Below are 22,521 nucleotides of genomic sequence, written 5' to 3' on the forward strand. Positions count from 1 at the left end.
GCGAGCCAGCCCGATTTCAACCCCACTGCAAAACCAATGTGGGAGGGGCTTGCCCCCTCCCACATTGGATTGCATTCCACGGACTCAGCCGCGCTCAGGCTGGAAGCGGGTCACGAAGCCCTTCAGGTTTTGCTGACGGTCCAGCAAATCCCGCAGCCGATCCGCCTCGGCGCGCTCGATCAGCGGCCCGATAAACACCCGGTTCTTGCCGTCGGTGCTACGGATGTAGGCGTTGTAGCCCTGGGCACGCAGCTTCTTCTGCAAGGCGTCGGCGCCTTCACGATTGCCCAGGCTGGCCACCTGGATCGACCAACTGATCGGCAGACCATTCGGGTCGATACGGCTTTGCCCAACATCCGGCTTGCCCGGCGCAGCAGGCTGTGGCGCTACAGGCTTGGGCGCAGGCGCAGGTGTCGCCGGCTTGGCGGCGACCGCCGGAGCAGGTGTCGGCTTGACCACCGGCACGCTTGGCTGCACCGGCATCGACGGCGCCTGCTGCGCGGCCACCTCATCATCGGTCGGCACCGGCTCTTCTTCCGGCAACGCCTGCGGCTCAGGCACCACCACCGGCTCCACCTGCACTTGGGGCACTGCCGGTGCCTGGGGCGCAGCCGGAGCCTCGACAACCACCTGGCGCTGCTCGTCCTGGCGGGAAAACAGCATCGGCAGGAAAATCACCGCCAATGCCACCAGCACCAGGGCTCCAACCATTCGCTGCTTGTATGCGCTATCCAGTAATGCCATGTGCAGCTTCCTCCGTGGAGCGCCGGGCCAACCACTCAAGCGCCTCGGCAACACAATAAAATGATCCGAACAACAGAATCTCGTCCTCGGCCGTCGCCACCGCGCACTGCGCCTCCAGGGCAGCAGTCACGCTTGCATACGACGCCACCGGCACACCAAGGTTCTGTAACGCGATCTCAAGCTCATGGGCCGGACGACTGCGGGGCGTATCCAGCGGCGCTACCGCCCAAGCCTGGACACTGTCCAGCAACGGCGCAACCACGCCCTCCAGGTCCTTATCGGCGAGCAAACCGAATACAGCCAGGCGACGCCCCGCCGGCGGCGTGCGTGCCAGGCGCTTGGCCAGGTATTGCGCTGCATGGGGGTTATGCCCCACATCCAGCAGCAGGTTCAGGCGCTTGCCGTGCCAGTCGAACGCACGACGATCCAGGCGTCCCACCACGCGAGTCGCCAGCAAAGTCGCAGCAATCTGCCCAGCCTGCCAAGGCAGGTCCAGCAACAGATAGGCTTGCAGCGCGAGCGCGGCGTTCTCCATCGGCAGGTTCAGCAAGGGCAGATCACGCAGCTCTACAACCAGCCCACGGGCATCCCGGCCGCGCCACTGCCAATGCCGGTCACCGATTTCAAGATTGAATTCGCGGCCACGCAGGAAGAATGGGCAGCCCAGCTCACGCACCTTGTCCAGCAAGGGCTGCGGCGGATCCAGGTCACCGCACAGCGCAGGCTTGCCCGGGCGGAAAATCCCGGCCTTTTCATAGGCCACGGACTCGCGGGTATCCCCCAGGTAGTCGGCATGGTCCACGCCAATACTGGTGACCAGCGCCAGGTCGGCATCCACCACGTTGACGGTGTCCAGGCGCCCGCCCAGGCCCACTTCCAATACGACCACATCCAGCTGCGCACGCTCGAACAGCCAGAACGCCGCCAGGGTGCCCATTTCAAAGTAAGTCAGGGAAATCTCACCGCGCCCGGCATCGAGTGCGGCGAAGGCTTCGCAGAGTTGCTCATCGCTGGCTTCGACGCCATTGAGTTGCACCCGCTCGTTGTAACGCAGCAAGTGCGGCGAGCTGTACACGCCGACTTTCAGCCCCTGGGCCTGCAGCAGCGCGGCAACAAAGGCACAGGTAGAGCCCTTGCCGTTGGTGCCGGTCACCGTGATCACACGCGGCGCCGGACGGCCCAACCCAAGGCGGGCCGCTACCTGTTGCGAGCGCTCCAGGCCCATGTCGATGGCGGACGGATGCAACTGCTCTAGGTAGGCGAGCCATTCGCCCAGGGTACGTTGGGTCATAGGTTCGCAGGCACCGGCGGCACAACGATCGGCTCGACTTTAGGCGCGACGTAAACAGGTGTCGGCAGGCCCATCATCTGCGCCAGCAGGCTACCCAGGCGTGGACGCAGCTCACCGCGCGGAATGATCAGGTCGATTGCGCCGTGCTCCAGCAGGAACTCGCTGCGCTGGAAGCCTTCCGGCAGTTTTTCGCGCACGGTCTGCTCGATCACGCGCGGGCCGGCAAAGCCGATCAACGCTTTCGGCTCACCGACGATCACGTCGCCGAGCATCGCCAGGCTGGCGGAAACGCCGCCGTAGACCGGGTCGGTCAGCACGGAGATGAACGGAATGCCTTCTTCGCGCAGACGCGCCAGCACCGCAGAGGTCTTGGCCATTTGCATCAGGGAGATCAACGCTTCCTGCATCCGCGCACCACCGGAGGCGGCGAAGCAGATCATCGGGCAACGGTTTTCCAGGGCGTAGTTGGCGGCGCGCACGAAGCGCTCGCCGACGATGGCACCCATGGAGCCGCCCATGAAGGAGAACTCGAACGCCGACACTACCACCGGCATGCCCAGCAGCTTGCCGCTGACGGAAATCAACGCGTCCTTCTCACCGGTCTGCTTTTGCGCAGCGGTCAGGCGGTCCTTGTACTTCTTGCCGTCGCGGAACTTGAGACGGTCGACCGGCTCCAGGTCGGCGCCCAGCTCGTTACGGCCGTCGGCGTCGAGGAAGATGTCGATGCGGGCGCGGGCGCCGATACGCATGTGGTGGTTGCACTTGGGGCAAACATCCAGGGTCTTTTCCAGCTCGGGGCGGTACAGCACCGCGTCGCAGGATGGGCACTTGTGCCACAGACCTTCAGGAACCGAGCTTTTCTTCACCTCGGAACGCATGATCGAAGGGATCAGTTTGTCTACTAACCAGTTGCTCATGCTTTCTTTCTCCAGTACCGGTGGCTTGAACACAGCCCCGCGTATGCCCTTGAGCTAAATTCATATGTGGCGATGACGCAGGCTGGACGGGGTCAGACGTTCGACCTGCCATTTCCAGCCTGCATCCTCAGCCTTCCAGACAACCTGCCAGTGCAGGTTGCCACTTCATTTCCGGGCCGCCCTCAGGCGACGCCGCGCTGTTTTACACAGCGGTAGTTATGGACGGCGGCAGACTGCCAGCCGTCACATCCCGTCACTGCTGTTGCGCACCGCGTGCATGAATGCGCGAATCCTGTCGTGATCCTTGATGCCCTTGCCTTGCTCTACCCCACCGCTGACATCCACGGCATACGGCCGGACCTGTTGAATCGCCGCACCGACATTGCCAGGGTTGAGCCCCCCGGCCAGGATGATCGGCTTGCTCAATCCTGCGGGGATCAGCGACCAATCGAACGCTTCGCCGGTACCACCGGGTACGCCTTCGACATACGTGTCCAGCAGAATGCCACGCGCGCCGGAATAGGCAGCGCAGGCCCTCGCGATATCGTCACCCGCCTTGACCCGCAACGCCTTGATATACGGGCGTTGGTAGCTTTCACATTGATCCGGGGTTTCGTCGCCGTGAAACTGCAGCATATCCAACTGCACGGCATCCAGGGTTTCGTTGAGTTCGCAGCGGCTGGCGTTGACGAACAAGCCCACGGTGGTCACGAACGGCGGCAGCGCCGCAATGATCGCCCGCGCCTGCAACACATTCACCGCCCGTGGGCTCCTGGCATAAAACACCAGGCCAATGGCATCCGCCCCCGCCTCGACTGCCGCCAGCGCGTCTTCTATGCGGGTAATCCCGCAAATCTTGCTGCGAACGGCAGGCATGTCGTAGAAACCTCAGGGGTTGGACCGATAAAGTCCCGGATGGTAACAAAAGCTTTTCCGGGCGTCAGCCGCCAAGTTCACTGAACCCTGTGAGGAAGTGTGGCCCGATGAAACGCTGCGGCAGTTCGAACTCGTCGCGGTACTCCACATCCACCAGGTACAGGCCAAACGGATGCGCCGTGACGCCGCCCGTGCGGCGAATGCGGCTTTCCAGCACTTCCCTGGCCCATTCCACCGGGCGCTCGCCGGTGCCGATGGTCATCAATACGCCCGCAATGTTGCGCACCATATGGTGCAGGAAGGCGCCGGCGCGGATATCCAGCACAATCATCTTGCCGTGGCGAGTCACCCGCAGGTGGTGGACTTCCTTGATCGGCGACTTGGCCTGGCACTGGCCGGCACGAAACGCACTGAAATCATGCACCCCTACCAGATGCTGCGCAGCCTCGGCCATGCGCTCGGCATCCAGCGGACGGTGGTTCCAGGTGATTTCTTCGTTGAGGTGCGCGGGACGGATCTGGTCGTTGTAGATCACATAGCGATAACGCCGGGCAATCGCCTTGAAACGCGCATGAAAGTGCGCAGGCATGACCTTGGCCCAACTGACGCTGACGTCATGGGGCAAATTGATATTGGCACCCATCACCCAGGCCTTCATCGTGCGTTCGGCCTGGGTATCGAAGTGCACCACCTGACCGCAGGCATGCACACCGGCATCGGTACGCCCGGCGCACATCAACGACACCGGGGAGTCAGCCACTTTCGACAGCGCCTTCTCCAGGGTTTCCTGCACCGTCAGCACGCCTGACGCCTGGCGCTGCCAGCCGCGATAGCGCGAGCCTTTGTATTCCACGCCGAGGGCGATGCGGTAAAAGCCAGCGGCCGCCATTTCGGCGGCCGGGTTATCTATATTTGCCAAGAACTGAGAGCCTGATGAGTTGCGCGAAGGCGGCCATTATAAATGCGCCAGCTGCGTGGCGTGCGCTTTTGTTGGGGATTGACCTTCCCACACCGCACCGGCATCGACCTTCAGATTTTGCCGAGCATTTCCTTGGCCTCGCCGCGCTGCGCCTCATCACCTTCGGTGAGCACTTCGGAGAGGATGTCCCGCGCGCCGTCGGCATCCCCCATGTCGATATAGGCCTGGGCGAGATCGAGCTTGGTGGCCACTTCATTCGTACCGGACAGGAAATCGAACTCCGGCTCATCATCGCCCAGCGCCGCGTCCTCGGCGGTAAAGGAGGGTTCGATGGGCGGACTTTCCAGGCTCTGGGACAGGCGATCCAGCTCGGCGTTGACATCGTCCAGCTCCGAAGCGAAGGCATCCGGCTTGGCGGCTGCTTCTGGCTCATCCGCCAGGGACAGGTCGAAATCCTCCGGCAAATCGAAGTCATCCAGCGCCGATGGGGTCAGCGTCGGCGGCTCCACTGCCGACACATCCTTCATCTGATCCTCAAGACCGGAAAGGAAGTCGTCGTCGGACTGCTCGGACGCCGGGTCATTCAGTTGCAGATCCAGGTCGAAGTCCGACAGGTTTTCCTCGCCGGCCTTGGGCGCCGATTGCTGTTCCAGGAGCGCTGCAAACGTCTGTTCGTCGTCCAGGCTGGCTGGCGAAGCCGCCTCCAGCTCATCCAGGCTCAGGTCGAAATCGGTGTCGAGTGCATCGGGCTCGGCGGCCGGGGCAGCCGGCTTGTCTTCCAGCAGGTCCTTGACGTACTGCGCGTCGAGGGCCGCGGCGGCAACCGCGGCACTGACGCCCGCCGCCAATACCGCCATCGCAGGAAAGCGCGACTTGAGCTGCTCGACCTGGGCATGGTTTTCACCATTGGCCACCAGTTGACGCTCCTGGGTCACGAAACCGTCCTTGTCGCTTTGCAGGCCGTAGACTTCCATCAGCTTCAACCGCAGGTCGCTGCGCTTGGGCTCGTGCTTGATCGCTTGCTCCAGCACATCGGCGGCCTGGTTCAGGTGACCACGGTCGATATGGGACTGGGCTTGCGCCAGGGCATCGTTGGCGTTTTGCGGGGCCACGGCAGCGGCCAGGGGCGCGAGCACGGAGGCAACCGTCGGAACCGCTACCGCCGGCGCAACCACTGGAGCAGGTGCCGGAGCGGCTGCCAGCTTGACGTTCGGCGGCGGCACTTCGAGGCCTTCGAAACTGTCCGACGGCAGGTCCTGTTCGATGTTCGAGGTAAATTCCGGCTCTTCAGCCAGCGCCCGCGCCATGCGCAAGTGCTTCTCCTCTTCACGACGGGCGTTGCGATGGCGCGCCCACAGCAGCAGGAGCAGCAACACCACCAGGCCAGCCGCGCCGCCGATCACACCGAGGACAACCGGGTTGGTCAGCAGATCATTGAACTTGCCTTCAGTGGTGTCAGGTGCGGCGGCCGGTTTAGCCGCCTCAGGTGCCGGCGCCGCCGGGGTTGGGGTTGGCGCGGCGGGCTGTGCAGCGGGTGCTGCCGGCGTGGCGGCCGGGTCGCTTGCCAGCTGTGCGGGCATCGCTGCCGTCGCCGCTACGGCCGGGTCGCCTTTTTCTGCCTGCAAACGGGCCAGTTGATCGTTTTTCAGTTGAATCAACTTTTGCAGTTTATCCAACTGGCTTTGCAGATCTGCGGCACGGCTCTTGAGCTCTTCGTTATCGCGGCGAGTGGTGTCCAGTTGCTCCTGGGTCATCGCCAGCTTGTCGCTCAGGACCTGGCTGTCGCCGGCCTTGCCCTTGCCGCCTTTCTTGGCTGCTTCAGCCGAGACCAGGCTCAGGTTGTCCTGGGCATTGGTGGTCGACGGCGCGTTGCCGGCCTGGGCACGCTTGGTGGCGTCCAGTTGCTGCTTGCCGGCCGCCTGATTGGTAGCCCCGCGCCGACCCTGGCGCCAGGCGGCATTTTGTACCCTCACTTCGGCGATTGCCTGAGGTTGCGGCAACGCCGTGCTTTGTACGGTGTCCGGCAGGCGCAGCACCTGGCCGGTTTTCAGGCGGTTGATATTGCCGTCGACAAAGGCGTCGGGGTTGAGGGCCTGAATGGCCAGCATGGTCTGCTGCACCGAGCCGCCATTGCGGTGCTTCTGCGCAATTTCCCACAGGGTGTCGCGGGACGTGGTGGTGTGCTGGGCCGGCTTGCTCACAGCGGGCGCAGTGCGGGCGGGCGCTCCCACGCGTGGTGCAGGTGCTGCGGAGGTCGAAGTCGACTGGTCGAACTTGGCAGGGTCGAGCAACACGCTGTAGTCGCGCATCAGGCGGCCATTGGGCCATTGCACCTGCAGCAGGAAACGTACGTAGGAATCCGGCAGCGGCTTGCTGGAGGTGACGCGCACCACGCTGCGACCACTGGGATTGATGACCGGGGTAAACGTCAGGTCATCGAGAAACGCCTGGCGATCGACGCCCGCGTCCACGAACGCCTGGGATGAGGCCAGGCTCGGGGTGATCTCGGACGCCGTGAGGCCACCGACATCGAGCAATTCGATTTCCACCGACAACGGCTGGTTCAACTTCGATTTAAGGGTCATTTCCCCCAGCTGCAGCGCCTGCGCCATACCGGAGGACAGCGCCGAGGCGGCCGCTATTGCTAACACCAGTTTGCGAACTTGAACCATAGCCTCATCCTTTGTTTGAACACTCCCCGGCCTGCGAGAAGGTTGGTAACCGCTTGCCATAAGGCATGGCGAGCCGATAGGTCACCGACGCGCAATTGTTCCTGCTTGGGGCCAAGCATAGCGCCTGGTTAGAATCAATCTACAAATTGCCGCCAAGTATCTTTTACGCAAGGCGTTTTATCAACAACTGCGCCAGTTGCACGGCGTTAAGGGCGGCGCCCTTGCGTACGTTATCTGACGTCAGCCACAGATTTAGTTCAGCCGCGTCATCCACTCCTGCGCGCACCCGGCCTACATAGACCACATCCTGGCCGACTGCGTCGCCCACGGCTGTAGGGTAATCCCCCTCTTCTACCAGCTCGATACCGGGCGCGGCCTCCAATGCGCGGTTGACGGCGGTAAGATCGACCGCCGCGCCCAATTGCAACGACACAGTCAGGCTATCGCCAAAAAACACCGGGGCTTGAACGCAAGTTGCGGAAATCTTTAGCAAAGGTAATTCCAGGACTGCGCGCAGCTCGTGAACCAGGCGCTTTTCCAAGGCGGTATGCCCTTGGGCGTCTGGCGTGCCGACTTGTGCCAACAAGTTGAAGGCCATTTGCCGGTCAAAGAACTTAGGTTCCAGAGGGCGCACGTTCAGGAGCTCGGCGGTCTGACGGGCCAATTCGCTGACGGCTTCGCGGCCCTGGGCAGACACTGCCAGGCTGGCAGTGACGGCGACACGCTGGATGTCCAGCAAGCCGCGCAACGGCGCCAGCACCACCGCCAGGTTGGTGGCGGACGGGCTCGGGCTGCCGAGCTGGAACGGTTTTTCCAGGCCGTCGAGGACATGGGCATTGGCTTCCGGCACCACCTGGGGCGCCTGCTCGGCGGGCAAGGCTCCCGACAAGTCGATCACCGAGCAACCCGCCGCCGTGGCTCGCGGCGCGAAGCTCAGGGTGACTGCCGGGCCTGCGGCGAAGAAGGCCAGTTGCGCCTTGCTGAAATCGAATTCGTCGACCTCCTTGACCCGTACGTTCTTGCCGCGAAACGGTACCGAGGCGCCAGCAGAGTTACTGCCCGCCAGCAGGTACAGGGTGCCCACCGGGAATGCCAGCTCTTCGAGAATCTGCACCAGGGTTTCGCCGACCGTACCGGTGGCACCGATCACGGCAATTTCAAAGGTCTGGGTCATGGGGGCTGCCTCGGGCATTGCGGGGGGAGCGGCACTTTACCGGGTGGCCGGGAGTGAGGCAATTAACCTGGGGCTGGTGGAGTGGCTGATGGCGCTATCGGGGGCAAGCCCCCTCCCACATTCAACCGAGTTCCAACGTTGAAATGCTGTTCACTGTGGGAGGGGGCTTGCTCCCGATAGCGCCCGAAAGAACAATAAAAAACCCGCGCCTGTCACCAGAACGCGGGTTTCTATTATTGCTTCAAGTGATCAACGCTCCAGCAAAATCCGCAGCATGCGACGCAGCGGCTCCGCCGCGCCCCACAGCAGTTGATCGCCGACGGTGAACGCCCCCAGGTACTGGGTGCCCATGTTCAGCTTGCGCAGACGGCCCACCGGTACATTCAGGGTGCCGGTGACCTTGGTCGGGCTCAGCTCCTGCATGCTGATGTCGCGGTTGTTCGGCACCAGCTTGACCCAGGGGTTGTGCTGACTGATCAGCCCTTCGATATCAGCGATCGGCACGTCTTTGTTCAGCTTGATGGTCAGCGCCTGGCTGTGGCAGCGCATGGCGCCGATGCGCACGCAGATGCCATCCACCGGGATCGGGCTCTTGAACCGGCCGAGGATCTTGTTGGTCTCGGCCTGGGCCTTCCACTCTTCGCGGCTCTGGCCGTTCGGCAGCTCTTTGTCGATCCACGGGATCAGGCTGCCGGCCAATGGCACACCGAAGTTCTCGGTCGGGTAGGCATCGCTGCGCATGGCTTCGGCCACACGGCGGTCGATGTCGAGGATCGCGCTGGCCGGGTCGGCCAGTTGATCGGCGACAGCGGCGTGGGTCGCGCCCATCTGCTTGATCAGCTCACGCATGTTCTGCGCGCCGGCACCGGAAGCTGCCTGATAAGTCATGGCGCTCATCCACTCGACCAGGCCGGCTTCGAACAGGCCGCCCAGGCCCATCAGCATCAGGCTGACGGTGCAGTTGCCGCCCACATAATTCTTGGTGCCGGCATCCAGCTGCTGGTCGATGACCTTGCGGTTGACCGGGTCGAGGATGATCACGGCGTCGTCCTGCATGCGCAGGCTCGAGGCGGCGTCGATCCAGTAACCCTGCCAGCCGGCTTCACGCAGCTTGGGGAAGACTTCGCTGGTGTAGTCGCCACCCTGGCAGGTGAGGATCACGTCGAGGGTTTTCAGCTCTTCAATGCTGTAGGCGTCCTTGAGCGGGGCAATATCCTTGCCCACGGACGGCCCTTGGCCACCTACGTTCGAAGTGGTGAAAAACACCGGCTCAATAAGATCGAAATCCTGCTCTTCCAGCATCCGCTGCATGAGCACGGAACCGACCATACCGCGCCAACCGATCAGACCTACACGTTTCATCGCAACTACACCTTGTTAAAAAGTGGGCCGCCTTGCAGCAACAACTGCAAGCGGGCCCGAGAGATTACAGATTCCGCAGCGCGGCGACTACTGCGTCGCCCATTTCCTGCGTACCCACCTTGGTGCAACCCTGCGACCAGATGTCGCCGGTGCGCAGGCCCTGGTCCAGCACCAGGCTCACGGCCTTCTCGATCGCATCCGCGGCGTCGCTCAGGTTGAAGCTGTAACGCAGCATCATCGAGACCGACAGGATGGTCGCCAGCGGGTTGGCAATGCCCTGGCCCGCGATGTCCGGCGCCGAGCCGTGGCAAGGCTCGTACATGCCCTTGTTATTGGTGTCCAGGGACGCCGACGGCAGCATGCCGATGGAACCGGTGAGCATCGACGCCTGGTCGGACAGGATGTCGCCGAACAGGTTGTCGGTGACGATCACGTCGAACTGCTTCGGCGCACGGACCAATTGCATGGCGGCGTTGTCGACGTACATGTGGCTCAGTTCGACGTCCGGGTAGTCCTTGGCCACTTCTTCGACGATTTCGCGCCACAGTTGGCTGGAGGCCAGGACGTTGGCCTTGTCCACCGAGCAGACCTTCTTGCCACGCACACGGGCCATGTCGAAACCGACGCGGGCGATACGGCGGATTTCGCTCTCGCTGTACGGCAGGGTGTCGTAGGCCTGGCGCTCACCATTCTCCAACTCGCGCACGCCCCGTGGCGAGCCAAAGTAGATACCGCCGGTCAGTTCACGCACGATCAGGATGTCCAGGCCCGCCACCACTTCCGGCTTCAGGCTCGACGCGTCGGCCAGTTGCGGGTAGAGGATCGCCGGGCGCAGGTTGCCGAACAGGCCCAGTTGCGCGCGGATTTTCAGCAGGCCGCGCTCAGGGCGGATATCACGCTCGATCTTGTCCCACTTCGGGCCACCCACGGCGCCAAGCAGCACCGCATCGGCGGCGCGGGCGCGGTCCAGGGTTTCGTCGGCCAGGGGCACGCCGTGCTTGTCGATGGCAGCGCCGCCGATCACGTCGTGGCTCAATTCGAAGCCCAGGCTGTACTTGCTGTTGGCAAGCTCCAGGACCTTGACCGCTTCGGCCATGATTTCCGGACCAATACCGTCGCCAGGGAGAATCAGAATCTGCTTGCTCATGGGTTCCTCATTTCATCGAGCGACCTGCCCGTGGGCAGGTCGGGAAAATTAATCAGCGTTCGGCCCAGACCACCAGCACGTCGGTGCTGAAAGTGCCGTCGGCCTGAATCTCGTAGTAATCGCGCACTTCCTGGCCCATCGCCTGCTGCAGCTCCAGGATCGCGGCGCGCAGCACCTGCGGTGTGCGCATGCGTTCGACCCACGAGGTGTATTCCAGGCGCAGGCGCTGGCGACTGCTGTTGCGTACGTGCAAACCGGCTTCGCTGAGCTGACGCATCCATTCGGCGGCGGAGTAGTCACGCACGTGGCTGGTGTCGCGCAGCACTTCGACGGTTTGCAGGTAAGTGTCCAGCAACGGGCTGCCCGGTGACAAGACATCGACAAACGCCGCCACGCCGCCCGGCTTGAGCACGCGGCGCACTTCGCGCAGCGCCACGCCGAGGTCGCTCCAATGGTGCGCCGAATAACGGCTGAACACGAAGTCGAATTCGCCATCGGCGAACGGCAGGCGCTCGGCGGCGCCGTTTACGGTGCCGATATTGGTGAGACCGCGATCTTGCGCAGCGGCGGCCACCACATCGAGCATCTGCTGGGACAGGTCGTAGGCCACCACTTCCTTGACCAATGGCGCCACATGGAAACTCACATGACCGGCACCGCAACCCAGGTCCAGCAGCCGTGCATGGCCCTGCCCGGCCAGTTCGGCCTGGAGCAGCGCGAATTCGGTGCCTTGGGCGTGCACGGCACTGCTCAGGTAGGCAGACGCCTGTTCGCCGAATTGTTTTTGCACGACTTGGGTGTGGGCGGTGCTGGTCATGGTGGCATCCTTCAAGGGTTGTGTTGCTGGTATCGGCCCTATCGGGGGCAAGCCCCCTCCCACATTTGGAATGCGTTCCCCCTGTGGAGGGGGCTTGCCCCCGATGAGGCCGGTCCTGCCTACATCAATTTATGCGTCACGAAACAACCAGGGCTGGCTCGCCCGGTGCCTGGCTTCGAACGCGGCAATCGCATCGCCGTCCTGCAAGGTCAGGCCGATATCGTCCAGGCCGTTGATCAGGCAGTGCTTGCGGAAGGCGTCCACCTCAAAGTGGTACACCTTGCCGTCCGGACGGGTCACGGTTTGCGCAGCCAGGTCGATGGTCAACTGGTAGCCCACATCGGCTTCCACTTGCTTGAACAGCTCGTCGACTTCTTCGTCGGTCAGGATGATCGGCAACAGGCCGTTCTTGAAGCTGTTGTTGAAGAAGATGTCGGCATAACTCGGCGCGATGATGCTGCGAAAGCCATATTCTTCCAGGGCCCACGGCGCGTGCTCGCGGCTGGAACCGCAACCGAAGTTTTCCCGGGCCAGCAACACGCTGGCGCCCTGGTAGCGCTCGGCGTTGAGCACGAAGTCTTTGTTCAGCGGGCGCTTGGAGTTGTCCTGGTAGGCGTAGCCCACGTCCAGGTAGCGCCATTCGTCGAACAGGTTGGGGCCGAAACCGGTGCGTTTGATCGATTTCAAGAACTGCTTGGGGATGATCTGGTCGGTGTCGACGTTGGCACGGTCCAACGGCGCGACCAAACCGGTGTGTTGGGTAAAAGCTCTCATCGGGTTTTCCTCAGATCAATTCGCGAACGTCGATGAAACGACCGTTGACGGCAGCGGCGGCGGCCATGGCCGGGCTGACCAGGTGGGTACGGCCACCCGCGCCCTGACGCCCTTCGAAGTTACGGTTGGAGGTGGACGCGCAATGCTCGCCCGACTCCAGGCGATCCGGGTTCATCGCCAGGCACATTGAGCAGCCCGGCTCACGCCACTCGAAACCGGCTTCGAGGAAGATCTTGTCCAGGCCTTCGGCCTCAGCCTGGGCTTTTACCAGGCCCGAGCCTGGCACCACGATGGCCTGCTTGATGGTCGAGGCGACTTTGCGGCCCTTGGCGATCACTGCGGCCGCGCGCAGGTCTTCGATCCGCGAGTTGGTGCAGGAGCCGATAAACACGCGATCCAACTGGATGTCAGTGATCGCCTGGTTGGCCTTCAAGCCCATGTACTTCAAGGCGCGCTCGATGGAACCGCGCTTGACCAGGTCGGCTTCCTGCGCCGGGTCCGGCACGTTCTGGTCGACGGCCAGGACCATTTCCGGCGAAGTGCCCCAGCTGACCTGCGGCTTGATCTGGGCAGCGTCGAGTTCAACCACGGTGTCGAACACCGCATCGGCGTCGGACACCAGGTCTTTCCAGGCTTCGACCGCGGCGTCCCAATCGGCGCCTTGCGGTGCAAATGGGCGCCCCTTCACGTATTCAACGGTTTTCTCGTCCGCCGCCACCATGCCCACGCGGGCACCGGCTTCGATGGACATGTTGCAGATGGTCATGCGGCCTTCGATGGACAGGTCGCGAATGGCGCTGCCGGCGAACTCGATGGCATGGCCGTTACCGCCGGCGGTGCCGATCTTGCCGATCACGGCGAGCACGATGTCCTTGGCGGTCACGCCGAACGGCAAGGTGCCTTCGACACGCACCAGCATGTTCTTCATTTTCTTGGCGACCAGGCACTGGGTGGCGAACACATGCTCCACCTCCGAGGTGCCGATGCCGTGGGCCAGGGCGCCAAACGCACCGTGGGTGGAAGTGTGGGAGTCGCCGCAGACCACGGTCATGCCCGGCAAGGTGGCGCCCTGCTCCGGGCCGATCACGTGGACGATCCCTTGACGCACGTCATTCATCTTGAATTCGGTGATGCCATATTCGTCGCAGTAGTCGTCGAGGGTCTGCACCTGCAAGCGCGACACGGTGTCGACAATGGCGTCGATCCCGCCCTTGCGCTCCGGGGTGGTCGGTACGTTGTGGTCCGGGGTGGCGATGATCGAGTCGACGCGCCAGGGCTTGCGCCCGGCCAGCCGCAGGCCTTCGAACGCTTGGGGCGAGGTCACTTCATGGATGATGTGACGGTCGATATAGATCAGCGACGAGCCATCGTCGCGCCGTTTCACTTCATGGGAATCCCAAAGCTTGTCGTAAAGCGTTTTGCCGGCCATCAGTCGGTCCTCATCAGCGGTGTTTCTATGCGCCGGGCTTTTCAATAACCCTTTGGCTTGTGAGGCTGATGGTATGGCGCTACATTAAATAACTCAAATTCATATTTTTTATGCTTTGGATTACCAACTGGAATACAACCATGGACCTGGCCAACCTCAATGCCTTTATTGCCATCGCCGAGACCGGCAGCTTCTCCGGCGCAGGTGAACGCCTGCACCTGACCCAGCCGGCCATCAGCAAGCGCATCGCCGGCCTGGAACAGCAATTGAAGGTGCGACTGTTCGATCGCCTGGGCCGTGAAGTCGGCTTGACCGAAGCCGGCCGGGCCTTGCTGCCGCGCGCTTATCAGATTCTCAACGTGCTGGACGACACCCGCCGCGCCCTCACCAACCTCACGGGAGAAGTCAGCGGCCGCCTCACTTTGGCCACCAGCCACCATATCGGGCTGCATCGTTTGCCACCGATCCTGCGCACCTTCACCCGGGAATACCCGAACGTGGCCCTGGATATTCAGTTTCTCGATTCGGAAGTGGCCTACGAAGAAATCCTCCACGGCCGCGCCGAAGTGGCGGTGATCACCCTGGCGCCCGCCCCCCATCACCTGGTAAGCGCCACCCCGGTGTGGGACGACCCGCTGGATTTCGTGGTGGCGCCGGAGCACAGCCTCACCGGCAACCGCGACGTCAGCCTGGCCGATATTGCTGGCCACCCGGCGGTTTTCCCTGGCGGTAATACCTTTACCCACCATATTGTCAGCCGTCTGTTCGAGGCCCAGGGCCTTACGCCGAACATCGCGATGAGTACCAACTATCTGGAAACCATCAAGATGATGGTCTCCATCGGCCTGGCCTGGAGCGTCTTGCCGCGCACCATGCTCGATGATCAGGTGGCGAGCATCGCTTTGCCGGGCATACAACTCAGTCGCCAGCTAGGCTATATCGTGCACACCGAAAGGACACTGTCGAACGCTGCGCGGGCGTTCATGAGCCTGTTGGATGCACAGGTGGATCTGCCAGTGATACCGGTATGACGCCGTGCGGCCCCAGGTTGTGAATAAAACCGCGCTGTTTGCCCATCGAGCCAAGGCCCTTTGATAATGCGCAACCCTGTCGACCCTCTACCTCCCCTGCCCCGCATCTACGCCCTGGACCCCCAGCAGGCGGAGCAGAGCTGGGACAGCGCCCCGCAACTGCTGGCAGCCCTGAATGCGGCCCGGCTGGGCGCGTGGTGCTGGGAAATCGACACGGGCCGTATCAGCTGGTCACGGGGCACCCAGGCGCTGTTCGGCTTCGACCCGCGCCAACCACTGCCCAAGGACCTGGATTACCTCGACCTGCTGGCGCCGTCGGATCGCTCCCGGGTGGTGCGCGCCTTTCATGCGGTGCTGGCCGGCGAGCCGTTCGAGCAGGCCATGCACCATCACATCCAATGGCCGGACGGCACGTATCACTGGTTGGAGATCAACGGCAGCCTGGCACCGGACAAGGCCGGTCGGCGCCGCATGATCGGCGTGATCCGCGAGACCACTCGCCAGCGCGAGCGAGAGCACGCCCTCAGCCATTCCGAAAAACGCTTCGCCACGCTGTTTCACCTGTGCCCGAACATGGTGCTGTTGACCCGCCAGTCCGACGGCCTGATCAGCGAAGCCAACCAGTATTTCGAGATGCTCTTCGGCTGGCCGGTGGCCGATGCCATCGGCCGCACCACCCTGGACCTGGGCCTGTGGCGCCACCCCGAACAACGCGCGCAGCTGGTCCAGGCCACCCAGCGCAAGGGTGAACCCATCACCATGGAAGTGCAGTTCTGCGCCAGCAACGGCCAGATCCACGATGGCACCCTCAGCGCGCAAAAGGTCGAGCTGGAGGGGGAGGCCTACTTGATCAGCACCTTTCTCGACACCACCGAGCGCAAAAACGCCGAAAATGCCCTCAAGGACAGCCAGGAGCGCCTGGACCTGGCCCTGGACTCGGCACAACTGGGCACGTGGGACTGGCACATCCCCACCGGCATGCTCTACGGCTCGGCCCGCGCCGCTCAACTGCACGGCCTGCCGCCCGAGCCCTTCCATGAATCCTTCGAGGCGTTTTTCGAGGGCATGCCCAGGCAAGAGCGCGAGAACATGCGCAACGCTTATCGCACCCTGCGCGAAGGCCCGGCCGGCAATTACCAACTGACTTACCGCGTGCCACTGGAAGACGGCAGCTCGCGCTACCTGGAAAGCCGCGCCCGCCTCTACCGCGACGAGCAAGGGGCGCCGCTGCGCATGGCCGGCACCCTGCTGGACATCACCGACCAGGTGGAGCGCGAACAACGCCTGACCGCCTCCGAAGAAAAGTTCGCCAGCCTGTTCCAGGCCAGCCCCGATCCCATCTGCGTCACCTGCCTGGACAGTGGCGCGTTCATCGAGATCAACCCCGCCTTCACCCAGACGTTTGGCTGGACGGCGGCCGAGGTGATCGACAAGAGCGCCGAGCAGATCGGCCTGTGGGACGAGTCAAGCAAACGCCTGCAGCGTATCGAACAGGTGATTCGCGACCAGGCGTTGAGCAATGTGGCCATCGTGGTGCACCACAAGAACGGCCAAACCCTGACCTGCATGATTTCCAGCCGGCTGATCAAGGTGGGCGACCAGCCGTGCATCGTCACCACGTTGCGCGACATTACCCAGCAACAACGCTCGGAGGCCGCGCTGAAGGCCAGCGAGGAGAAATTCGCCAAGGCCTTCCATTCCAGCCCCGACGCCATCTCCATCACCGAGCGCGACACCGGCCGTTATGTGGAGGTCAACGATGGCTTCTGCCGCCTCACCGGCTACCGCGCCGAAGAAGCCATCGGCCTGACGCTGTACCAGATCGGCATCTGGGCCGATGAAAACCAGCGTTCCGCCTTGTTGGCCGAATTGCAGATCAAGGGGCGCATCCCTCACCTGGAAATGCTCTGGCACAATAAACGCGGCGACGTGTTGGCGGTAGAAGTCTCGGTCGAGCCGATCACCCTCAATGAAACCCCGTGCCTGCTGCTGACCGCGCGGGACGTGAGCCTGCTCAAAAACGCCCAGGCGCAGATCCGTCACCTGGCCTATCACGACCCGCTGACCAACCTGCCCAACCGTGCGCTGCTGATGGATCGCCTGAGCCAACAGATCGCCTTGCTCAAGCGCCATAACCTGCGCGGTGCCCTGCTGTTTCTCGACCTCGACCATTTCAAGCACATCAACGATTCCCTCGGCCACCCGGTGGGCGACACCGTGCTGAAAATCGTCACCGCGCGCCTGGAAGCCAGCGTGCGCATGGAGGACACGGTGGCGCGCCTGGGCGGCGATGAGTTCGTGGTACTGCTCAGCGGCCTGGATGGCACGCGCACGCAAGTCAGCACCCAGGTGCAGGAACTGGCCGATACCCTGCGCGAATTGCTTTCGGAGCCGATGTTCCTCGATGGCCATCGCCTGCAGGTCACGCCAAGCATCGGCGTGGCGTTGATTCCCGACCATGGCACGACCCCGGCGGACCTGCTCAAGCGCGCCGACATCGCCCTGTACCGGGCCAAGGATTCGGGGCGCAACACCACGCAGATGTTCCATAACAGCATGCAAAAGGCCGCCAGCGAGCGCCTGCGCATGGAAACCGACCTGCGCCTGGCCCTGTCACGCGGCGAGTTCAGCGTGCATTACCAACCCCAGGTGGATGCGCGCGGCAACAGGATCGTCGGCGCCGAGGCCCTGGTGCGCTGGCAGCATCCGCAGTTGGGCGCGCAGTCGCCGTCCGAATTCATCAAGGTCCTGGAGGACAGCGGCCTGATCCTCGAAGTGGGTACCTGGATCCTTGATGAGGCCTGCGCCGCCTTTGCACAGCTGATTGTCGAAGGCTTGGTGGACCCGCTGAATTTCAGCCTGTGCGTGAACATCAGCCCCCGGCAGTTTCGCCAGAACGACTTTGTCGAACGGGTGGAGCGCAGCCTCAAGCGGCATCAACTGCCCTGCAACCTGCTGAAACTGGAAATCACCGAAGGCATCGTGATTCAGAACCTGGACGACACCGTGGCGAAGATGCGCCGCCTGAAGAAGCTCGGTGTCAGTTTTGCCATGGATGACTTCGGTACCGGCTACTCATCGCTGACGTACCTCAAGCGCCTGCCGGTGGATGCGCTGAAGATCGACCAGTCCTTCGTACGCGACGCGACCCATGACCCCAACGACGCCGAAATCATCCGCGCCATCGTGGCCATGGCCCGCAGCCTGAACCTGACGGTGATTGCCGAAGGCGTGGAAACCCCGGAGCAATTGGCGTTCCTGCAAAAGCTGGGCTGCCATTTGTTCCAGGGGTATTTGCACAGTCGGCCACTGCCGATCGAAGGATTTCGGCGGTTGTTGGTCTAGCCCTTACACCAGCTTCAACGCAGTAAGCGTTTTGCGCCGCCAGGGCGACTCGTTCAAGGCGTACTTTTGCCCATACAGGTCCAGCATCCCTTTGACGACCACCACGGAATGCCAACCGTCTGCAATCGTACCGATTGCACCGTTGACCAACTCCTCGACAGTGCTGTTACGGATGTAACCGAACAGGCCCAGGCGCTGGAGAGCCTCACCGGGGTATTCGCCATCGTTGAGGGTTTCCAGGGCCGCCGTAAAGCTTCTCCCCGCACGGAAATCGTTGTTCTCCAACTGCGCCCGCTTGGCGCTGCAGGCATAGAGGAAGTTGGCGTAATCCAGCAATACCGGGTTGCTGCCATAGAAGTTCGACGCGGCGGTAGCCTGCCTCAGTTCCTCATGGCTCAAGCGCAACCGGAAGCCATCGCGCATGGTCACTTCGCATCCGGCTGGCGTTCTGTAGATGGCCGTGTAGATGCCTTCGGGGAAACGGGTGATAGCCGCCTTGATCGCCGACACCGTCACGCAATTGCCCTCCACACCTTGATAAAAACCGCTCCAGATATCGGCGTGCCGGATACTTTCCGATACCTGAGCCAGGCCCCTGTCACGCTGCGGTGGCGTCTCACGATCATCAAACAGCACATAACCGTAACCTTCGCCGTGCGTGTGATTGGCGCCGCCCACCACGAGCGCCGCTCCGAAGTCATGGGTCTGGCGGACCCAGGCCAAATCCCTGCCGACCATGTCGCGGGCGGCAACCCATCGCGACAACCCATACACGCCCATTCCCTCCAGGCAACGCTTGCTTGTCTCGCCCTCAAGGGTCTTCGCCAGGGCGGCGTCGAACGTCGCGTAGCCGCCCAGTTGCTGCTTGCGCTTTACAAAGGCCGCCAACATGAAGTTGGCGTGCTTCAGCGCATCAGGGTCCTGCCCTGTGAACCTTGACGCCCGGGTGACCTGTTCAAGCTCTGCCTGGGATACATGCACCCTGTATTGATCCTTCATGGTGACGGCATAACCTTCACCTGCTTGGGTTACCTGGTGGAAAACATCGGAGGGACGCGGGCCGAGGGTCATCATCATCAGTTTGATAACCGCCACGTGAGTACTGCAGTCCATATTTTCGCCGAATCGACGCTCGGCGGCTGCGAATGCATTCACAGGCCCATCAAGGCTCATCCCGGCCCCGGAGCGGACCATACTTGAACCATGCTCAGGCAGCCGTTTTGCAATGACCGTGCGATGCCCCTCAATCAAAGTGTTCATCGGACTGCTCACTCAAGGCTGGACGAAAACGTACAGCCAGGGCACTGGCCACACCTCTTGCACGCGCACATCACACCAATGCGATGGCGTCCCCACGAGTCGGCGCGGAACCCTGGCGCCCATACATCTCTTCGCGGCCATTGATCACCGCCACGGAATGGAAGGCTCGATTGCACATGCCCAGTTGCCCCCTGGCGAGATCTCGCACACTCACCCTCTTCATGTGCTTCCTGAGGCCCAGACGCAGGAAACCCTCGCCTGGCCCAAACTCATCCTCCCCATTGTTCAAGCTTCTCACGCCGGCGGGATAACTGCGGCTCGCCCAGCCGTCGTTGTTTTCCATCTGCGCACGCTTGGCACTGACGGCGAACAGGAATTGCGCGTCCTTGAGCATGCCTTTATCGCGGCCGATAAAACGCGAAGCCGCGGCGCCAATTTTTAACTCTTGATCCGTCAAGTTAAGTACAAAATCATCGCGCATCGTCACCCGGTAACCATCACTTGTCTTGATCACCTCTTTATAGATATCCGTTGGACTTTGGCCGAACTTGTACATGGCTGCCTTGATGGCCGATACCGTGACACAGTTACCATCCGGGCCTTGACGAAACCCACTCCAGATATTGTCAGGTTTTGCGCCATTACGTTTATCCGACAGGTTCGGGATAGGCACATACTGTTTGGGTTGCGGCTCCGGCGGCACGACGGGCTCGACGGTCGGATTTACCTGAGGGCGCGGCGTACTATCGGGAACCAACTTATCCGTTTTACTCGTTAGAAGATTAAATAACTGCGTAAAAAACGAAGTGAACAACGCAATAACGCTGGCAGCCGGATCTGGATCGGCGCCTATCGCCGCCTGACCGCGTGGCCCGCCTGCGGTAGCAGATGCAGCGCCTGTACCAAACTCGATAGATTTAAACCGATAGGAAGGTGCAGGTTCGTTGACGGCCGCCGGCAAGTTTCTGTTATACGCCTGACGAACATTCACTACGCGCGCAATATTATGAATCGAACAATACGACATGGTGTTCACTCCACTTTCCGAGTATTTCTCCAAGCGCTGTGCCGCCCGGAGAAACACCGTTTTATTTATCCAAGAAGTTGCGACGCAATGGCAGGAATCAGTTTCCTAACCGACGACGGTTGATAAAGGCCCACCCCTTGAAGTCAGTCTCATTTTCAGCAGGGCCAGGACTGGTGACGTCCACTTCGGGCTTTGACTGATCTGGAATATCCTTCTGCCTGTTATCGGTCGAGGTCACGGTCTTTGTGTCAGGTCGCGGTGTAGTTCCGGGCAGGGGCGTCGATTCAAGCCGGTGCAGCGCGCCAGGATGGATGCCTGAAGACTTGGCTTTGGAGGGTGGTGTCACCTTGGCGTCAGGAGCCTTGGAGTCCGACAACTTTGCGTCCGACAACTTGGTGTCCAACAACTTGGTGTCCAACAACTTGGTGTCCGACAACTTGGTGTCCGACAACTTGGTGTCCGGCAACTTGGTGTCGTGCCGTGGAGTCACGTCGAGCCTGTGCAACGGGTGAGCATTAAGCCGTACCTCAGGCCTGATGGGCGGCACCTTGGCATCGGGTTGTGGAGTCACCCCGGGGGTGGGCACCGAAAGAGGATTGACCCCTCCTCCGTCGCGCTCCACATGGGTATCAGGACAGTGGCAATTGCCGATATTGAGCTCTACCTTGACCTGCGCATTCGAGTCGTTGCTCACGTTGACATGGGGCACAGGGACCGACTGAAGCGTCCCTTTGTCGACTTTCACTGTCAGCTGGTTCGTCGTATCCGATGTAGCCCTGGGCGTTGTGCCTGGTTCCACCTTCACTTTCAATTGGGTCGCCAGGTCCGGGGTGGTCCCCGGCAACGTGGCTGGTTCCGCCTTTGCTTTCAGCTGGGTCGTCGCATCCGACGTGACCGCCGTCAACTGAGCGGGCTCTGCCTTTGCTTTCAGCTGAGTCATCATGGCCGGCGCGGCCTGCGGCAACTTGCCTGGATCTGCCTTTGCTTTCAACTGGGTCGTCGTATCCGACGTGACCGCCGTCAACTGAGCTGGATCTGCCTTCCCTTTCAGCAGGGTCGTCGTATCCGACGTGACCGCCGTCAACTGAGCTGGGTCTGCCTTCACTTTCAGCAGGGTCGTCATATCCGGCGTGTGCTTGGGTGTTTTATCGGAATGTGTGGCCAGGGCGGGGGTCATGTTTCTCCCCGACACCATCTCACGCATGGTTTTGAAGACTTGCTCAAGCATGTCGAACAATTTTGAAAATGCTCCGGCGTTGATCATCATTTCACCGTGAGGCGCTCGGGAAATATCAGGCCGAAGCGCAGGCGAAATCCATATTGGATCCGCCTTGGAAGAACTCAGCGGCTCATTGTTTTTAACAGGTGTCGATGGCAGCAAATGATGACGTGGGGTCTCAACCTTTACAGAGGGTGAACCATTAATCGAGATGGACATGAATACGCTCCTTAGTGGGCGCCGCCCGGCGGTTACACGCCAGGAGTGGCGACAGGATTTATATGTACTGGAAAACAACAGCGCTGCCTTACAGTCCCTACTTCGTGGAGCGTGAGACTATCGAGTTCCAGAAATCGCGCCTCACATAAGGAAACCAACGTGAACTTTCAGACTTTACCCCATGGTCATTCCAAGAAAACCTTGATTCATCGCGCACCGGCGCCGTACTAACAGACATACCCACTCATAAAGTGCTGGACATGCAATTAAGAGACATAACTGAACACACCACTAATAG

The 22,521-nt window shown here is 61.8% G+C and carries 17 protein-coding genes; 2 read left to right on the forward strand and 15 right to left on the reverse strand.

The genetic code is table 11. The features are described from left to right. Nucleotides 1-84: 84 nt before the first annotated feature. From BLQ09_RS01435 to leuC, 12 genes are all read right to left on the reverse strand, one after another. On the reverse strand, nucleotides 85-744 hold the full coding sequence (locus BLQ09_RS01435; protein WP_092354897.1) for an SPOR domain-containing protein: 660 nt from the start codon (nucleotides 742-744) through the stop codon (nucleotides 85-87). Continuing rightward, nucleotides 728-2,035, reverse strand: a complete 1,308-nt coding sequence (folC, locus tag BLQ09_RS01440; RefSeq protein WP_092354900.1) for a bifunctional tetrahydrofolate synthase/dihydrofolate synthase — start codon at nucleotides 2,033-2,035, stop codon at nucleotides 728-730. Before folC ends, BLQ09_RS01435 begins: the two co-directional genes overlap by 17 nt. Next, nucleotides 2,032-2,952 (reverse strand): acetyl-CoA carboxylase, carboxyltransferase subunit beta, encoded by a 921-nt coding sequence (gene accD / locus BLQ09_RS01445; protein WP_027604076.1) that lies wholly within the window; start codon nucleotides 2,950-2,952, stop codon nucleotides 2,032-2,034. Before accD ends, folC begins: the two co-directional genes overlap by 4 nt. A gap of 243 nt (nucleotides 2,953-3,195) precedes the next feature. Beyond that, nucleotides 3,196-3,828 carry a phosphoribosylanthranilate isomerase gene (locus BLQ09_RS01450; protein WP_092354903.1) on the reverse strand — a complete coding sequence of 211 codons (633 nt, stop codon included), beginning with the start codon at nucleotides 3,826-3,828 and terminating at the stop codon, nucleotides 3,196-3,198. Between the two features lie 64 nt (nucleotides 3,829-3,892). Further along, on the reverse strand, nucleotides 3,893-4,717 hold the full coding sequence (gene truA / locus BLQ09_RS01455) for a tRNA pseudouridine(38-40) synthase TruA (protein WP_027604074.1): 825 nt from the start codon (nucleotides 4,715-4,717) through the stop codon (nucleotides 3,893-3,895). Between the two features lie 140 nt (nucleotides 4,718-4,857). Further along, nucleotides 4,858-7,419 (reverse strand): motility hub landmark protein FimV, encoded by a 2,562-nt coding sequence (locus tag BLQ09_RS01460; protein WP_092354906.1) that lies wholly within the window; start codon nucleotides 7,417-7,419, stop codon nucleotides 4,858-4,860. A 163-nt stretch (nucleotides 7,420-7,582) separates the two neighbouring features. Further along, a complete protein-coding gene (locus BLQ09_RS01465; protein ID WP_092354909.1) occupies nucleotides 7,583-8,593 on the reverse strand; it encodes an aspartate-semialdehyde dehydrogenase in 1,011 nt (336 codons plus the stop codon). Nucleotides 8,594-8,842: 249 nt separating this feature from the next. Next, nucleotides 8,843-9,955: an aspartate-semialdehyde dehydrogenase gene (asd, locus tag BLQ09_RS01470; protein WP_027604071.1), complete on the reverse strand. Its 1,113-nt coding sequence runs from the start codon at nucleotides 9,953-9,955 to the stop codon at nucleotides 8,843-8,845. Between the two features lie 64 nt (nucleotides 9,956-10,019). After that, nucleotides 10,020-11,102 (reverse strand): 3-isopropylmalate dehydrogenase, encoded by a 1,083-nt coding sequence (gene leuB / locus BLQ09_RS01475; RefSeq protein WP_017530190.1) that lies wholly within the window; start codon nucleotides 11,100-11,102, stop codon nucleotides 10,020-10,022. A gap of 52 nt (nucleotides 11,103-11,154) precedes the next feature. Next, nucleotides 11,155-11,919 (reverse strand): class I SAM-dependent methyltransferase, encoded by a 765-nt coding sequence (locus BLQ09_RS01480; protein ID WP_092354911.1) that lies wholly within the window; start codon nucleotides 11,917-11,919, stop codon nucleotides 11,155-11,157. 129 nt (nucleotides 11,920-12,048) lie between these two features. After that, nucleotides 12,049-12,693: a 3-isopropylmalate dehydratase small subunit gene (gene leuD, locus BLQ09_RS01485; protein ID WP_027604069.1), complete on the reverse strand. Its 645-nt coding sequence runs from the start codon at nucleotides 12,691-12,693 to the stop codon at nucleotides 12,049-12,051. Between the two features lie 10 nt (nucleotides 12,694-12,703). Next, a complete protein-coding gene (gene leuC, locus BLQ09_RS01490) occupies nucleotides 12,704-14,122 on the reverse strand; it encodes a 3-isopropylmalate dehydratase large subunit (RefSeq protein ID WP_027604068.1) in 1,419 nt (472 codons plus the stop codon). A 140-nt stretch (nucleotides 14,123-14,262) separates the two neighbouring features. On the opposite strand from leuC, the gene BLQ09_RS01495 reads away from it, so the two are divergent. Together BLQ09_RS01495 and BLQ09_RS01500 are read left to right on the forward strand one after the other, a co-directional pair. After that, on the forward strand, nucleotides 14,263-15,153 hold the full coding sequence (locus BLQ09_RS01495; protein WP_027604067.1) for a LysR family transcriptional regulator: 891 nt from the start codon (nucleotides 14,263-14,265) through the stop codon (nucleotides 15,151-15,153). 66 nt (nucleotides 15,154-15,219) lie between these two features. After that, nucleotides 15,220-18,498, forward strand: coding sequence for an EAL domain-containing protein (locus BLQ09_RS01500; protein ID WP_092354914.1), 3,279 nt, complete (start codon nucleotides 15,220-15,222; stop codon nucleotides 18,496-18,498). A 3-nt stretch (nucleotides 18,499-18,501) separates the two neighbouring features. Here the strand turns inward: BLQ09_RS01500 and BLQ09_RS01505 are convergent, their stop codons facing one another. The 3 genes from BLQ09_RS01505 to BLQ09_RS31390 all read right to left on the reverse strand — a co-directional run bounded on the left by BLQ09_RS01505 (nucleotide 18,502) and on the right by BLQ09_RS31390 (nucleotide 22,223). Next, on the reverse strand, nucleotides 18,502-19,758 hold the full coding sequence (locus BLQ09_RS01505; protein WP_092354917.1) for a hypothetical protein: 1,257 nt from the start codon (nucleotides 19,756-19,758) through the stop codon (nucleotides 18,502-18,504). 70 nt (nucleotides 19,759-19,828) lie between these two features. Next, nucleotides 19,829-20,785, reverse strand: a complete 957-nt coding sequence (locus BLQ09_RS01510) for a hypothetical protein (protein WP_043293333.1) — start codon at nucleotides 20,783-20,785, stop codon at nucleotides 19,829-19,831. A 97-nt stretch (nucleotides 20,786-20,882) separates the two neighbouring features. Next, on the reverse strand, nucleotides 20,883-22,223 hold the full coding sequence (locus tag BLQ09_RS31390) for a hypothetical protein (protein WP_218190472.1): 1,341 nt from the start codon (nucleotides 22,221-22,223) through the stop codon (nucleotides 20,883-20,885). Nucleotides 22,224-22,521 lie beyond the last annotated feature (298 nt).

This window comes from Pseudomonas sp. NFACC25, assembly GCF_900100935.1.
Taxonomy (GTDB): domain Bacteria; phylum Pseudomonadota; class Gammaproteobacteria; order Pseudomonadales; family Pseudomonadaceae; genus Aquipseudomonas; species Aquipseudomonas marginalis.